Source organism: Mesorhizobium sp. M0189, assembly GCF_040322135.1.
Lineage (GTDB): Bacteria > Pseudomonadota > Alphaproteobacteria > Rhizobiales > Rhizobiaceae > Mesorhizobium.
This window is the reverse complement of sequence record NZ_JAMYSW010000011.1, coordinates 151,332-165,121: the sequence shown is the minus strand read 5'-3', so window position 1 is coordinate 165,121 and position 13,790 is coordinate 151,332. Positions and strand designations below refer to the sequence as shown.

Below are 13,790 nucleotides of genomic sequence, written 5' to 3'. Positions count from 1 at the left end.
GTGATTAATTTAACGTTTACATAAATTAGAGCGACCAAGCGCGGCCCGAAGGAAAGACGTCGCCAACTCGCCAGGCCCGGCGCAAACGGAGTAACGCAAATCAGCCCGCCAGCCTGGCGAGAGCCCAGGCCATTAACGGCGAGTCCGGATAGGTAAGCAGACCGCCAATGCCAAGCGCAATGCCGTACGGAACACCGGTCGCGTCATCGGCGAAATGGCGCAGGAACGGATTGTGGCTTGTGACGGCGGCAAGCAGCGATTTTCGATAGGCGAGAATGGCAAGCGTCAGCAAGCCGCCTATGAATGTCGAGGCGACGAGATATTCGATGAGATGGACATTCAGTCCCATCCACATGGCAGTGGCGGCCAGAAGCTTCGCGTCGCCGCCGCCCATGCCGCCAAGCGCGAACAGGCCGAACGTCACCGCGAGAACCAGGCCGGCGGCGGCGAAATGCCAGCCATAGGTGGCCCAATCCATGCCGGTCAAAGGCGCTACCAAGGCGAAGACAACCACAAGCAGCACAGGCACGCGATTGGCGATCGTCATCGACAGCATGTCGGAGATCGCGGCAAAAAGCATGCAGAACGGAAAGACGACGAAGATCACGGCTTCAAGCATGGACGCGCGCCTGTGGTCAAATTGTACCTGGCCTAACCTAGGCACATTCTATTAACGACTGATGAGACTTCAAAGTGTTTTGTTACTATAATGCAACAAGGGCCGCAACGGAGCGGCCCCTGTTCTTGAAAAGTGACTGGCCGCGTAGCTTAATTGACGCCGTTGACCTTGCTGGCGATCTTGTCGAACTTGGCGTTCAGCGCGTTGCCGAGCGAGCCGGCGCCAACCATGATGGCGAGCGCGATGAGGGCGGCGATCAGACCGTATTCGATAGCGGTCGCGCCGGATTCGTCCTTCACAAAACGTGCGATGAGGTTAGACATTCGAGCTCCTACTCCAATTGTTACAGCACTTCCGTCAACTTCTCTTGATGGCTGATCGGATGCTGCGAATGTAAGCGGAAGCTGTTTCGATCGGCTTAATAAACAGGCTTACCGATTCCTTTCCCGCTTCGATGACATTGCGTAGTTAACCCAGGACTAAAATACCGGCCACTGGGTCCACAGGCTAACAAAGGGCGCAAAAGGCGCAATTCGGCAAAGAGGTTTGAGCCGTGCCTGCTAGCCCAATGCCGGTTCCGGCTTAATCCTGAACTCCAGCCGCTTAACGGTTGGTTCACCAATCTCGTTCATGTTCTGTTGAACAGTTTGTTGCCGGGGAGCGCCTCAATGGCCGGGCCGAGATCGTCATTTCCAATTGCCGTGGTTCTTGCCGCAGCGGCTTTCGCCGTTCCAGCCAAGGCAGGCGCCGGCATCGAGGTCACGATGAACCAGGCAAAGATCGTCAAATTGTCGCGCGCCGCCGATACGATTGTCGTCGGCAATCCGGCGATCGCTGACGCCTCCGTGCAGGACGCATCGACGATCGTACTGACCGGCAAGGGATTTGGCGTCACCAATCTTGTCGTCCTCGATCAGGAGGGCAACCCGATCGTCGATGAGCAAATAACGGTCGTGCGCCAGGCAGCGTCGTCGGTGCGCATCTATCGGCGTGCCGAAGTACAGACCATGTCCTGCGCGCCATATTGCGAAAGCTCGTACAAGAGCGATGCCGAGAAGGCCTCTGAGGCCGAGATGAGCGCCGGGCATTAGCTAGCCGACTTCTCCACCTTTGCGGGAACGCTTCGGTTATTGCCTGGTTAAGGCCTTTCCGCCGAATTTAACGGTCATTCCAACCGGACTTCAATCGGTTCCGACTAATGGTGGGATCCGATGCAGAACTGGAATCGGCGGGTAGAGGACATGAGCAAGGCAGGACGAGCAGGTTTTCCCGGAAGGTTTTTGGGCGACCGACGCGGAAGCACGGCGATCGAATTCGCCATGCTTGCAATTCCATTCGCGCTTCTTGTCTTCGCCATCCTGGAGAGCTGTATTTCATTTGCCGCACAAGAAGTGATGGCAAACGCCACAGACGACATCGCGCGCCAACTGCGTACCGGCCAATTAAGACCGGCCGATGTGTCCGGGACCAAGCTGCGGGATATGATCTGCACCAAGTTGGAGATCATGGTCGCCAAGACCTGTCCCGGATTGCTGGTGGATTTGCGCGAATATCCGACCTTCGCCGATGCGGCGCTGGCCGGTTTCAAGATCCAGGATGGCGACGTCGTGTTGACCAAGGGCACGAGCACACAGACCTTCACCGTCGCACCAGGCCTGGCAGAGTCGAGAAACATGCTGCGGGTTTTTTACAAATGGCCGGTGATGACCGACTTCATGGCCAAGTCGATGGCCAATCTGAAGGACGGCAAAACGCTGCATTTCGCTTCGATCACTTGGCAGAACGAGCCGTTCGACAACTGAACCACCTAGTCGCTTGAAAAGGGCAAAGCCATGATTCGTGCGGGGGCACAGCTGGGCATCGCAGAGATTTGTACAAGAGCAGTCCGGCTTTGCTCGGACCGCCGCGGTATTGCGGCTGTCGAGTTTGCCCTCATCGTGCCTGTCCTGTTGATCATGTACTTTATGACCATGGAAGCCTCGCAAGCCATCGAGACCAGCAAGAAGGTCAGCCGCATCGGCAGCATGGTAGCGGACCTTGTCACGCAGCAGCAGACCATCAAGGCGGCCGATCTCGATGCCATCATCGCGATCGGCAGTTCCACGCTTCAGCCCTATAATCGTTCGAAACCGAAGATCATCATTACGGCGATACAGGTCACGGACGAGACGACGCCGAAAGTCTTGGTCGTGTGGTCGCGCAAAGTAGTCGATGGTGTCTCTAGCGTCGACGCCATCAAGGATTCCGCCACAACGGTCCCGAGCGCGCTCAAGATCAAAGGCACTTTCCTCATTCGGGTCGAAAGCGATCTCGCCTACAAGCCAATCATCACCTGGTCGGCGGATGGCCAAAGCCGGTTCGGGTTGAGCTCGGCCTTCAATTCGATATCGATGGCGGAAACTTATTATCTACGGCCGCGAAGGAGCCCGACCATTCCGTGCAGCGATTGCTGACGCCTGAAGCCCGCTAACCGGGCTGTAGCTATTGCGTGCGGCCGCGGGCCGAGACCAGGTGCACGATGGCCGCAGCCAGCACATAATCCCTCGGACCGGCAACGGCGAACCCGCCGGAGTGTCTCGGCTCCAGAAGATCGTAAATGTCCGGCGCGGCTGATCTGAGATTGGTGAGAAAGACGGTGAGCCGGCGCTTGGCTTCGGGGTCCAGATCGCTGCGGACGGCGTGCGGACCATACCTCAGCAGGCCTGAGGTCCATACGACCTGAAGCGACGATTTCGAGAGCCCTGCGGCCTCGAGCCTCGCCACCGTGCCGCCAGGAGGATTTGGCCGTCCCTCTGCCACAGCCGGGATCCAGCCGAATATGGCATCGGCCTCGCCCTCGACCAGCATTGCTTCAGCTGCGGCAGCCGAATTGGCGTGGGTCAAAAACGGCGCATCTTCCGCCACGTTGACCCCGTCTGCAGCCAGCCCGGCAAGCGGCAACAAAGCACCACCGACGCTGTCGAAAGGCGCCATGACGACCCGATGGACTGCCATGGCCATCAGATCGGGAACCCTCCCGTCGCGCGTCAGCAGTACGGAGCGGATGCCGATGGCGCCGCCGGAATCGAGCGGCGCCGCGAGAGGTTCGACACATCCGCACCGTTCGGAGGCGGCGGCGTAGGCGGTTGCCGAATAGATTGCATATTCGATCCGCGCATTGGCCTGCGCCTCGATCAACGACGTATAGTCGCGGGCAACGACAAACTCCACCTTCATGCCGAGCGCTTTGGTATAGGCGTCGGTCAGCAGCGCCAGACCTGGAACGGTGTTGCCGGCGCCAGGCTCGGCGACGATACCGATACGGAACGTTCCGATATCATCGCGCCAATCGGCACGCGCCAGGTTCGCGCAAGATGCATCCAGCAGCAAGGCCAGTACGGCAGCGAATGCTTTCAGGGCAGGCCTCATGCGAGCTCCATGCCGCGCATTTCGATCGGCAGATCGACCATGCCGCGATTCGTTTCTCCCGGACCAGCACGCCAAGCCGTGCCGTTCGGGTTTCCGAATTGCCAACGGCAGCGCGGAACCCTATGTCTGAGTCAACACCCAGGCAATGATGAACCTTTGATGGCACGCGCCTCCCTTTTTGTCCTTGACTCCTTCGGCATCGGCGGCGCGGCCGACGCCGAACGCTATGGCGACACTGGCTCCAACACGTTCGCACACATCGCGCAGGCCTGCGCGGAAGGCCGCGCCAATCGCGAAGGCCTGCGTGGCGGACCGCTTCTTGTACCAAACATGCTATCGCTCGGCCTCGGCCATGCCGCGGCAACGGCGACGGGTTTCAGGTTCGAGAATGGCGGCAGCGTCGAGTTTGCCGCCGCCTTTCACGGCGCGGCACAGGAGGTTTCGAGCGGCAAGGACACGCCATCGGGCCATTGGGAAATAGCCGGCCTGCCGGTCCGTTTCGACTGGGGTTACTTCCCCGACACGATTCCCGCCTTTCCAGCCGAGTTGACCGAAGCAATGGTGCGTGAAGGGAAGGTGCCCGGCATTCTCGGCAATTGTCATGCCCCCGGCACCGAGATCATCGAACGGTTCGGCGAAGACCATATCCGCACCGGCAAGCCGATTTGCTACACCTCGGTCGACTCCGTCCTGCAGATCGCCGCGCATGAGGTTCATTTCGGCCTGGAACGGCTTTACGACTTCTGCAAGATAGTGCGCGGGCTGGTCGATCCGCTGAATATCGGGCGCGTCATCGCACGACCGTTTATCGGTGAAACCGCCGCCACGTTCGCGCGAACGCATAATCGTCGCGACTATGCCGTACCGCCGCCGGAACCGACGCTGCTCGACCGGCTGACGGCGCGCGGCAGCCGGGTTATCGCAATCGGCAAGATCGGCGACATCTTCGCCCATCGGGGGATCTCGGAAGTCCGCAAGGCTGCCGGCAACATGGCGATGTTCGACAAAGCGCTTGGCGCCATGGAAGATGCCCGCGACGGCGACTTCGTCTTCGCGAACTTTGTCGACTTTGATACCGAGTTCGGACATCGGCGCGACGTCGCGGGGTATGCCGCCGCACTCGAAGCTTTCGACCGGCGCCTGCCGGAGGCATTCGCGCGGCTGAGGCCAGGCGATCTGCTCATTTTGACCGCCGATCACGGCAACGATCCGACGTGGCGCGGCACCGACCACACACGCGAGCGTATTCCGGTTATCGGCACACGGCCGGGTTTCAAAGGCGCGGACATTGGACTGAGGACGACATTTGCCGACATCGGCGAAACCGTGGCCGAACATCTCGGGCTGGCGCCCGGCCCATACGGCACCTCCTTCCATGCCACGATAAGCGGCCATGCCTGAGCTGCCGGAGGTCGAGACAGTCAGGCGCGGTCTGCAGCCGGTCCTTGAAGGTGCCCGCATCGTCGGTGTCGAGGCACGCCGGCCCGATTTGCGGTTTCCATTCCCCGAGAGATTTTCGGAGCGGCTGACCGGCAAGACGATTGCAGCGCTCGGCCGCCGCGCCAAATATCTGACGATGCACCTGGACAACGGCCCGGTGCTGATCTGCCATCTCGGCATGTCGGGTTCGTTTCGCGTCGAAACGGCCGACGAGAGTGCAACACCCGGCGCGTTCCACTATGAACGTTCGAAAAACACCGCTCACGATCACGTCGTCTTCGACATCACATCACCTGCCGGCGTCCGCTCTCGCGTGATCTTCAACGACCCGCGCCGCTTCGGGTTCATGCTGTTTTCGGAAGACGAGCCAGACATGCATCCGATGCTGGCGGGATTAGGTGTCGAGCCTACAGGCAATGCACTGGACGGCGCTCTGCTCGCTTCGCTGCTGAAAGGTCGCAAGTCACCGCTGAAGGCGGCACTTCTCGACCAACGGCTGATCGCCGGGCTAGGCAATATCTACGTCTCGGAAGCGCTTTGGCGGGCCGGCCTGTCACCGCTGCGCAAAGCGGGCACGCTCGCGAGAGCCGGCAAGAAAGCCAGAGAACAGAGCGAACGCCTGGCCGAAGCAATCCGCTCGGTCGTCGCCGACGCGATCGCCGCCGGCGGCTCGTCGTTGCGCGATTATATGCAGACCGATGGATCGCTGGGCTACTTCCAGCATTCCTTCGCGGTTTATGATCGCGAGGGCGAGGCCTGCCCCAAGCCTGGTTGTGGCGGACACATCGAGCGTATCGTGCAAAGCGGTCGCTCAACCTTCCACTGCCGGACCTGTCAGGCTTGAAACACAAGCGAGGAGGAGCAAGCATGGGCTATGAAACCATCATCGTCGAGACCCGCGGCAAGGTCGGGCTGATTACGCTGAACCGGCCGCAAGCGCTCAATGCGCTGAATTCACAAGTGCTGGCGGAACTGGTTGCGTCGGTGAACAGCATGGGCGCAAATGCCGACATCGGCGCTATGGTCATCACTGGTTCGGAAAAGGCTTTCGCCGCAGGTGCCGATATCAAGGAAATGCAGTCGATCTCCTATGTGGATGCCTATCTGCAGGATTTCTTCGTCGGCTGGGAAGAATTTACGCGGGCACGAAAGCCGATCATCGCGGCGGTGGCGGGCTACGCTCTGGGCGGCGGCTGCGAACTGGCGATGATGTGCGATTTCATCATCGCCGCCGATACCGCCAAGTTTGGCCAACCCGAGATCACGCTGGGTGTCATGCCCGGCATGGGCGGATCGCAGCGCCTGACCCGCTTCGTCGGCAAGTCGAAGGCGATGGATATGTGCCTGACGGGGCGAATGATGGACGCAGCCGAGGCCGAGCGTTCCGGCCTGGTCTCGCGCGTCGTGCCAGCCGGCGAGTTGATCGAGGAAGCGCTTAAGGCAGCGGCCAAGATCGCCGGTTTTTCCTTGCCATCGGTGATGATGGCGAAGGAGGCCGTCAACCGCGCCTATGAGACGACGCTCACCGAGGGCCTGCGGTTCGAGCGCCGGCTGTTTCATTCGCTGTTTGCGCTGGACGACCAGAAGGAAGGCATGGCGGCCTTCACCGGCAAGCGGAAGCCGAATTTCACGAACCGATGAGATGACGAAGGCACCGGCCAAAAAGAAAGCGCCGCAGCGTTGACGCGCCGGAAAAGCTGAACTATAAGCCGCACCAACCGAGGCGGCCCTGTGGCTGCCCGTTTGTTTTTTGCGCCCCGCGGTATCCCGCAAGCGCCCACCAGATCAGAAGAGAGGCACCATGGCCAATACCTCCTCGGCCAAAAAGGCAACGCGCAAGATCGCCCGTCGCGCAGCGATCAACAAGAACCGTCGCTCCCGCGTCCGGACCTACATCCGCCAGGTCGAAGAGGCGCTCGCGGCTGGCGACAAGGCGGCCGCACAGGCTGCCTTCAAGGTGGCCGAGCCGGAATTGATGCGGGCCGCGACCAAGGGCGTGGTGCACAAGAACACTGCATCGCGCAAGGTGTCGCGGCTGGCCCAACGGGTCAAGGTGCTGTCGGCCTAATATACCTTTTCCTGAACTGCGCTTCTTCAAACCCGGCCGATCGCGCCGGGTTTTTTCCTTTGCCGGCAAGTACTTAAAAGAAAGCCCGCAAAACGGCGCTCCGCGTGCATTTCAAAGTTCGAAATGCTTTGCCGGCATATACATGCCCGCTGATATTCGCAGCCTTCGAAACCGCCAATGCGAAAATTTCCGAGCGTCACAGATTACCGTTTCTTTTCAGCAGTTTACAGATGGTGATCCACAGCTTGTTCACATCGGCTGCGGTCGATAGGCGACAATTGGCTGTCAAGTGAATTATTTCAGAAAATTTCCCGTTGTGTGGCCTTTTTCATATTCGCCGGAAAAGGGTTTGAATCACAATGGCTTTGTCAAAATCAACTGTTGCGGCATGGCGTCCGAACCGTCCCTTGCTAGTCAGATTCCTTAAAAATCCGTTAGGGGTGGCCTTGCCCTATCCACAGCGATTTCGGTAATGTCTGTCCATCGAAGGGACGGGCCCTTGGCCCTTGACCAGCCTGAAACCGGCCAGCTCAAATTGGCAGAGTTTACAACGCGGATTCAACTCCGCGGACAGGGTTGGTTTGTCTTTTTGATACGGTAGGGGACTGGCGTAATTGTACATGGCAGGTCGACGGTGCGCCGGCGTTTTTCGCCGGACGGCATTTTATTGCCCTGACATGACCAAGGCGGATCGGCACTTCGGCGCCGGACCGACAACGAGGCGATTCATCAGCCGGCGGTGGCGATGGTGTCGCAGCGAAGACACGGTCGCCGGAAACATGGATGCAGGAGGCGCATCCCCGGCGGAAAACAGGTACAAGAGACAAGGAACTCGATCATGCAGAGCGGCGGCATCGAAAGGGAGCTTACGGGCGACCTCCCATTTCCTGGAACGTTAATCGGAAGGAACGACATGGCGGCTTCCAATGAAGCTGAACAGAAGTTCGATCGGGTCAAGGCCCAGCTGAAGGCGCGTCTGGGAACCGAGGTCTATTCGAGCTGGTTCGGGCGCATGAAGGTCGCTGAATCCTCCAAGGGCATTGTCCGCATCTCGGTGCCAACCGCATTCCTGCGTTCATGGATCAACGGCCACTATCTCGATCTCATCGCCGAGTTGTGGAAGCACGAGGATCCGGAGATCCTCAAGATCGAGATCGTCGTTCGCACCGCCACACGCCAGGGCCGCAACAGCGTCGAGCCGGAAGTGGCCCCGGCACGCAAGATGACCAGGCAGACGCAAACCGCTCTCTCTGCGGGCACGGCGAGCCCCAGCAGGGTCGAGCGGGTCCCGGCACCCCGCCCAGGAATGCCGGCAGAGACAGAGTTCCGGCACAATGTGCTCGGTTCGCCGCTCGATCCACGCTACACTTTCACCTCCTTCATCGAGGGACCATCGAACCGAGTGGCTTTTGCCGCTGCCAAGGCGGTCGCGGAATCACAGTCGAGCGCGGTGCGCTTCAATCCGCTCTTTCTTCACGCGACGGTTGGGCTGGGCAAGACGCATCTGTTGCAGGCGATCGCCGCAGAATCGCTGAAGCAGAACCCGAAATCGCGGGTCGTCTATCTGACGGCTGAATATTTCATGTGGCGGTTCGCCACCGCGATTCGCGACAACAACGCACTGACGCTGAAAGAACAGCTTCGCGACATCGACCTTCTCATCATCGACGACATGCAGTTCCTGCAGGGCAAGTCGATCCAGCATGAATTCTGCCATTTGATCAACATGCTGCTCGACAGCGCCAAGCAAGTGGTGGTCGCTGCCGACCGGCCGCCGTCGGAATTGGAGTCGCTGGAGCCGCGCGTCCGCTCGCGCCTCAACGGCGGCGTCGCGCTGGAAATGTCGGCCCCGGATTTCGCCATGCGCATCGGTATGCTCAAGCTCAGGCTTGCCACCGCCAAGCTCGACGATGTGTCGCTCGATATTTCCGAAGAGATCCTCAATCACGTTGCCCGCACGGTGACCGGCAGCGGGCGCGAGCTCGAAGGTGCCTTCAACCAGCTTTTGTTTCGCCAATCCTTCGAACCGCAGATCACCATCGACCGCATCGACGAGATCCTTGGCCACATCTATCGTTCCGGCGAGCCGAAGCGGGTGCGTATCGAGGACATTCAGCGCATCGTCGCACGCCATTACAACGTGTCGAAGACTGAACTTCTGTCCAACCGGCGCACACGCACCATCGTCAAGCCACGGCAGGTCGCCATGTACCTGTCGAAGGTGATGACGCCGCGCTCGCTGCCGGAGATCGGGCGGCGTTTCGGCGGCCGTGACCATACGACGGTGCTGCATGCCGTGCGCAAGATCGAGGATCTTTCAGGCGTCGACAACACACTGGCGCAGGAACTCGAATTGCTGAGAAGGCTGATCAACGACCAGGCCTGACGGCGCGAAAAACGCCGGCTCGCGGACTTCGGCCTTTTTATCCCCAGAAAGCCCGTGCAGCCGGCCCGAACCGGTGGCGCGGGCTTGCGTTTGCCGGGTTTTTCCTGTCAGTTTACGCAGATTCTGAGCCTGTTCAGACCTTTCGCGGGGCGCCGCTTGCCGGAGACCCGTTCATTCATTCAAGCGAGCCTGTTTCGTCATGCGTGTTATCCTGGAACGGTCAAATCTCCTGAAGTCGCTCAACCATGTTCACCGCGTGGTCGAGCGGCGCAACACCATTCCGATCCTGTCGAACGTGCTGCTCAGCGCCGAGGGGGCCAGCCTTGAAATGAAGGCGACCGACCTCGACCTGGAGGTGACCGAAGCAACGCCGGCAAAGGTCGAGCGTGGCGGGGCGACGACGGTTCCGGCGCATCTGCTCTACGACATCGTGCGCAAGCTTGCCGACGGCGCGGAGGTGGCGCTGAAGACCGACGAAGACGGCAACGCCATGACGGTGACGTCGGGGCGCTCGAGCTTCCGCCTGCAGTGCCTGCCGCAGTCCGACTTTCCCGAGCTTTCAGCCGGGTCGTTCTCGCATATTTTCCGGCTCGATTCCCTCGGGCTAAAGGGCCTCATCGAGAAGACCCAGTTCGCCATCTCGACCGAGGAGACGCGCTATTATCTGAACGGCATCTATCTGCACACGCACGAGGCTGGCGGCAAGCTGAAGCTGCGCTCGGTCGCGACCGACGGCCATCGGCTGGCGCGCGCCGAGATCGACGCACCAGCGGGCTCCGAGGGCATGCCTGGCGTCATCATCCCGCGAAAGACGGTCAGCGAGTTGCAGAAGCTGGTCGACGACCCCGACATTGCGGTGACCACCGAGCTGTCGGACACCAAGATCCGTTTCACCATCGGCAGCGTCATCTTGACCTCCAAGCTGATCGACGGCACTTTCCCGGACTACCAGCGCGTCATTCCGACCGGCAACGACAAGAAGCTGATCATCGATCGTCAGAGTTTCGCCGCTGCCGTCGATCGCGTTTCGACCATTTCGTCCGAACGCGGCCGGGCTGTAAAGCTTTCGATCGCCGAAGGCCAGGTCACGCTTGCAGTCAACAATCCGGATTCAGGCAGCGCCACCGAAGAACTGGCAGCCGACTATTCGTCCGATCCGATCGAAATCGGCTTCAACGCCAAATACCTGCTCGACGTTGCCGCGCAACTGACCGGCACGGAGGCGAAGTTCATGCTGGCGGATGCCGGATCCCCGACACTGATCCACGACATGGCCGACGAGACCGCGCTCTACGTGTTGATGCCGATGCGGGTGTAGGGCCCGAACGAGGCCATCTGCTGTCGTGACCAGATTTGCAAACCCGCGGCAGACTTACATAAGTAAGCTTACACTTACGAATTTCCGCAATTATGCGGCGTTGGCAATCGACCTTGATCCCGGCGCTGTGGTTTTCTCCGGCGACAATGGCGCCGGCAAGACCAATCTGCTTGAAGCGATCTCGCTGCTCACGCCAGGCCGCGGCCTGCGCCGCGCACCCTATGCCGAGGTGGCGCGCGAAGGCGGCGACGGTGGCTTTGCGCTGCATGCCCGGCTTGACGGGCCGGACGGCCAGGTCGAGATCGGTACCGGGATTGCAGGCAGCGACAGCGAAGGCGGCAGGCGGGTGCGGATCAACGGCGCGGCGGCGCGCTCAGCCGAAGACATGCTGGAATGGCTGCGCGTGGTCTGGCTGACACCGGCCATGGACGGCCTGTTCCCCGGGCCAGCCGCCGACCGTCGGCGCTTCCTCGACCGACTGGTGCTGGCGATCGACCCCGGCCACGGCCAGCGCGCGCTTGACTACGAAAAGGCAATGCGCGGCCGCAACAGGCTGCTCGCCGACGGTTCGCGCGACGGTGCCTGGTTCGATGCCATCGAGATGCAAATGGCGGAGACCGGCGTGGCAATTGCCGCGGCGCGTGCCGAACTGGTGCGCCTGCTCGCCGCCATGATCGACCGTCTGCCCGGCGACGGACCGTTTCCGCAAGCCGACATCGGCATCTCGGGGGAACTGGAAGGCGAAGTCGGCATTTCGCCGGCCGTCGACGTCGAGGAACGGTTCCGTCGTGCGCTTGCCCAAGGGCGCGACCGTGACCGCACCGCCGGACGCACGCTCGACGGCCCGCACCGTTCCGATCTCGTGGTGCGCCACCGGCCCAAGGCAATGCCGGCCGAACTCTGCTCGACCGGCGAGCAGAAGGCGCTGCTGGTCGGCATTGTCTTGTCGCATGCACGGCTAACCGGCGAGATGTCGGGCATGACGCCGATCCTGCTGCTCGACGAGATCGCCGCCCATCTCGACGGCGGCCGGCGCGCGGCCTTGTTCTCGATCCTGGAGGAGCTGAACTGCCAGGCTTTCATGACCGGGACCGATGCCGCGTTGTTTGACAGCCTCAAGGGACGCGCGCAGTTCCTGACCGTCGATCACGGCAAGGTCAGGCCGACCATCTGAACTTCGTCCATGACGCATTTCTGAGCCGCATGCATTGACGCCTGACAAGTTTTTTCCTCCGTTATATGGTCCGGCGATGATCACAGCCGCCCTCACCGACGAAGAGCTCGAACGCTACGCCCGCCACATCGTGCTGCCCGAAATCGGCGGCGCCGGCCAGCAGCGGCTAAAGCGAGCGCGGGTGCTGGTCATCGGCGCCGGCGGGTTGGGAGCGCCGGTGCTCGAATATCTCGCCGCCGCAGGGATTGGCACACTCGGTATCGTCGACGACGACATCGTTTCGCTTTCCAACCTGCAACGACAAGTGATCCACGCCACGGGCGATGTCGGCATGGCGAAAACCGACAGCGCCAAGGCGGCGATCATCCGCATCAATCCAAACGTCGTCGTGGAAGAGCACAATTTCAGGCTGACCGCGGACAACGCCCCTGCCCTCATCGCCGATTATGACATCGTCGTTGACGGCTCCGACAATTTCGAGACGCGCTACGCCGTGGCCGACGCCTGCGCCGCCGAAAGCCGGCCGCTCGTCCATGCCGCCGTTGGCCGCTTCGACGGCTCGGTCACGGTGCTGAAGCCGTTCGAAACCGGTCCGGACGGCACGTTGAACCCAAGCTACCGCGATCTTTTTCCCGAAGCGCCGCCGCCGGGACTGGTGCCGTCCTGCGCGGTGGCCGGCATTGTCGGCGCGCTGAGCGGGGTCATCGGCACGCTGCAAGCCATGGAGGCAATCAAGCTGATCACCGGGATTGGCGAGCCGCTGGTCGGGCGACTGCTGCTCTACGATGCACTGGCGGCACGCTTCGACACGATCCGCTACAAGCGAACTAGCCGGTGAGCCTGCCTGCCGACGTTTCCATTGTGCAGTTTGCGGCCGACTTCGATCGTTGGGACGAGGTCTTGGCACTGGTCATGCGCGCCTTCGCCTTCATGGAAGACGTTATTGATCCGCCGTCCTCGGCGCATCGGCTCACTGTCGAAAATCTTAGGGCTAAAGCGCTGGAGGAGACAGGATTCCTGGCGCTGAAGGAAAGCGAGATCGTCGGTTGCGTCTTCATCCTGGAGCGGGCAGACGACCTCTATGTCGGAAAGCTCGCGGTTGTGCCGGCTCTTCAGGGACAAGGCATCGGAAAGCGGCTGATGCAGGCTGTCGAAGATCTTGCCCGTAGCCACAACCGGGCCGCCATCGAGCTCCAGACCCGGGTCGAACTGACCGGAAACCACGCTGCCTTCGCCCGCCTCGGCTTTCGCGAAACCGAACGGACAGCGCACAAGGGCTACGACCGGCCGACCTCAATCACCATGCGCAAGGCGCTTTCGTAAGCCAACACTATCCAAAGACGAACGCGTGGTTGCCGCGGCAAGGCCATGCCGGCA

The 13,790-nt window shown here is 61.0% G+C and carries 15 protein-coding genes; 12 read left to right on the top strand and 3 right to left on the bottom strand.

Going from position 1 to position 13,790, the window contains the following annotated elements; all coding sequences use genetic code 11:
- Nucleotides 1-100: 100 nt before the first annotated feature.
- Together NKJ09_RS20560 and NKJ09_RS20555 are read right to left on the bottom strand one after the other, a co-directional pair.
- Nucleotides 101-619: an A24 family peptidase gene (locus NKJ09_RS20560; RefSeq protein WP_023719536.1), complete on the bottom strand. Its 519-nt coding sequence runs from the start codon at nucleotides 617-619 to the stop codon at nucleotides 101-103.
- Nucleotides 620-768: 149 nt separating this feature from the next.
- Entirely contained in the window at nucleotides 769-942 is a 174-nt protein-coding gene (locus tag NKJ09_RS20555) for a Flp family type IVb pilin (protein WP_023719537.1), read from the bottom strand.
- 345 nt (nucleotides 943-1,287) lie between these two features.
- Between NKJ09_RS20555 and NKJ09_RS20550 the strand changes: the two genes are divergently transcribed.
- From NKJ09_RS20550 to NKJ09_RS20540, 3 genes are all read left to right on the top strand, one after another.
- Nucleotides 1,288-1,710, top strand: a complete 423-nt coding sequence (locus tag NKJ09_RS20550; protein WP_023719538.1) for a pilus assembly protein N-terminal domain-containing protein — start codon at nucleotides 1,288-1,290, stop codon at nucleotides 1,708-1,710.
- Nucleotides 1,711-1,860: 150 nt separating this feature from the next.
- Nucleotides 1,861-2,421, top strand: a complete 561-nt coding sequence (locus NKJ09_RS20545; RefSeq protein WP_031194173.1) for a TadE/TadG family type IV pilus assembly protein — start codon at nucleotides 1,861-1,863, stop codon at nucleotides 2,419-2,421.
- Between the two features lie 30 nt (nucleotides 2,422-2,451).
- Nucleotides 2,452-3,072 (top strand): TadE/TadG family type IV pilus assembly protein, encoded by a 621-nt coding sequence (locus NKJ09_RS20540; protein ID WP_023719540.1) that lies wholly within the window; start codon nucleotides 2,452-2,454, stop codon nucleotides 3,070-3,072.
- 28 nt (nucleotides 3,073-3,100) lie between these two features.
- On the opposite strand, the gene NKJ09_RS20535 is transcribed toward NKJ09_RS20540, so the two are convergent.
- Nucleotides 3,101-4,027: a phosphate/phosphite/phosphonate ABC transporter substrate-binding protein gene (locus NKJ09_RS20535; protein ID WP_023719541.1), complete on the bottom strand. Its 927-nt coding sequence runs from the start codon at nucleotides 4,025-4,027 to the stop codon at nucleotides 3,101-3,103.
- Between the two features lie 159 nt (nucleotides 4,028-4,186).
- On the opposite strand from NKJ09_RS20535, the gene NKJ09_RS20530 reads away from it, so the two are divergent.
- The 9 genes from NKJ09_RS20530 to NKJ09_RS20490 all read left to right on the top strand — a co-directional run bounded on the left by NKJ09_RS20530 (nucleotide 4,187) and on the right by NKJ09_RS20490 (nucleotide 13,736).
- Nucleotides 4,187-5,428, top strand: a complete 1,242-nt coding sequence (locus NKJ09_RS20530; protein WP_023719542.1) for a phosphopentomutase — start codon at nucleotides 4,187-4,189, stop codon at nucleotides 5,426-5,428.
- The gene (gene mutM / locus NKJ09_RS20525; protein WP_352493778.1) at nucleotides 5,421-6,311 is read left to right on the top strand and encodes a bifunctional DNA-formamidopyrimidine glycosylase/DNA-(apurinic or apyrimidinic site) lyase; all 891 of its coding nucleotides are present in this window, start codon (nucleotides 5,421-5,423) and stop codon (nucleotides 6,309-6,311) included. The genes NKJ09_RS20530 and mutM overlap by 8 nt, the downstream gene beginning before the upstream one ends.
- 23 nt (nucleotides 6,312-6,334) lie before the next feature.
- The gene (locus tag NKJ09_RS20520) at nucleotides 6,335-7,108 is read left to right on the top strand and encodes an enoyl-CoA hydratase (protein ID WP_023719544.1); all 774 of its coding nucleotides are present in this window, start codon (nucleotides 6,335-6,337) and stop codon (nucleotides 7,106-7,108) included.
- 160 nt (nucleotides 7,109-7,268) lie between these two features.
- Nucleotides 7,269-7,535 carry a 30S ribosomal protein S20 gene (rpsT, locus tag NKJ09_RS20515; RefSeq protein WP_023676922.1) on the top strand — a complete coding sequence of 89 codons (267 nt, stop codon included), beginning with the start codon at nucleotides 7,269-7,271 and terminating at the stop codon, nucleotides 7,533-7,535.
- 838 nt (nucleotides 7,536-8,373) lie between these two features.
- On the top strand, nucleotides 8,374-9,921 hold the full coding sequence (gene dnaA, locus NKJ09_RS20510) for a chromosomal replication initiator protein DnaA (RefSeq protein WP_031194174.1): 1,548 nt from the start codon (nucleotides 8,374-8,376) through the stop codon (nucleotides 9,919-9,921).
- A gap of 199 nt (nucleotides 9,922-10,120) precedes the next feature.
- Nucleotides 10,121-11,239, top strand: a complete 1,119-nt coding sequence (dnaN, locus tag NKJ09_RS20505) for a DNA polymerase III subunit beta (RefSeq protein WP_023719546.1) — start codon at nucleotides 10,121-10,123, stop codon at nucleotides 11,237-11,239.
- A 25-nt stretch (nucleotides 11,240-11,264) separates the two neighbouring features.
- Complete coding sequence (gene recF, locus NKJ09_RS20500) at nucleotides 11,265-12,413, top strand: DNA replication/repair protein RecF (RefSeq protein ID WP_352493777.1); 1,149 nt, start codon at nucleotides 11,265-11,267, stop codon at nucleotides 12,411-12,413.
- A gap of 76 nt (nucleotides 12,414-12,489) precedes the next feature.
- Nucleotides 12,490-13,251, top strand: coding sequence for a molybdopterin-synthase adenylyltransferase MoeB (locus NKJ09_RS20495; RefSeq protein WP_031194176.1), 762 nt, complete (start codon nucleotides 12,490-12,492; stop codon nucleotides 13,249-13,251).
- On the top strand, nucleotides 13,248-13,736 hold the full coding sequence (locus NKJ09_RS20490) for a GNAT family N-acetyltransferase (protein WP_023719549.1): 489 nt from the start codon (nucleotides 13,248-13,250) through the stop codon (nucleotides 13,734-13,736). The genes NKJ09_RS20495 and NKJ09_RS20490 overlap by 4 nt, the downstream gene beginning before the upstream one ends.
- Nucleotides 13,737-13,790 lie beyond the last annotated feature (54 nt).

Excerpts from the sequence above, each read along its gene's own strand:
- NKJ09_RS20560 (WP_023719536.1), bottom strand. The coding sequence starts at position 619 with ATGCTTGAAGCCGTGATCTTCGTCGTCTTTCCGTTCTGCATGCTTTTT.
- NKJ09_RS20555 (WP_023719537.1), bottom strand. The coding sequence starts at position 942 with ATGTCTAACCTCATCGCACGTTTTGTGAAGGACGAATCCGGCGCGACC.
- NKJ09_RS20550 (WP_023719538.1), top strand. The coding sequence starts at position 1,288 with ATGGCCGGGCCGAGATCGTCATTTCCAATTGCCGTGGTTCTTGCCGCA.
- NKJ09_RS20545 (WP_031194173.1), top strand. The coding sequence starts at position 1,861 with ATGAGCAAGGCAGGACGAGCAGGTTTTCCCGGAAGGTTTTTGGGCGAC.
- NKJ09_RS20540 (WP_023719540.1), top strand. The coding sequence starts at position 2,452 with ATGATTCGTGCGGGGGCACAGCTGGGCATCGCAGAGATTTGTACAAGA.
- NKJ09_RS20535 (WP_023719541.1), bottom strand. The coding sequence starts at position 4,027 with ATGAGGCCTGCCCTGAAAGCATTCGCTGCCGTACTGGCCTTGCTGCTG.
- NKJ09_RS20530 (WP_023719542.1), top strand. The coding sequence starts at position 4,187 with ATGGCACGCGCCTCCCTTTTTGTCCTTGACTCCTTCGGCATCGGCGGC.
- mutM (WP_352493778.1), top strand. The coding sequence starts at position 5,421 with ATGCCTGAGCTGCCGGAGGTCGAGACAGTCAGGCGCGGTCTGCAGCCG.
- NKJ09_RS20520 (WP_023719544.1), top strand. The coding sequence starts at position 6,335 with ATGGGCTATGAAACCATCATCGTCGAGACCCGCGGCAAGGTCGGGCTG.
- rpsT (WP_023676922.1), top strand. The coding sequence starts at position 7,269 with ATGGCCAATACCTCCTCGGCCAAAAAGGCAACGCGCAAGATCGCCCGT.
- dnaA (WP_031194174.1), top strand. The coding sequence starts at position 8,374 with ATGCAGAGCGGCGGCATCGAAAGGGAGCTTACGGGCGACCTCCCATTT.
- dnaN (WP_023719546.1), top strand. The coding sequence starts at position 10,121 with ATGCGTGTTATCCTGGAACGGTCAAATCTCCTGAAGTCGCTCAACCAT.
- NKJ09_RS20495 (WP_031194176.1), top strand. The coding sequence starts at position 12,490 with ATGATCACAGCCGCCCTCACCGACGAAGAGCTCGAACGCTACGCCCGC.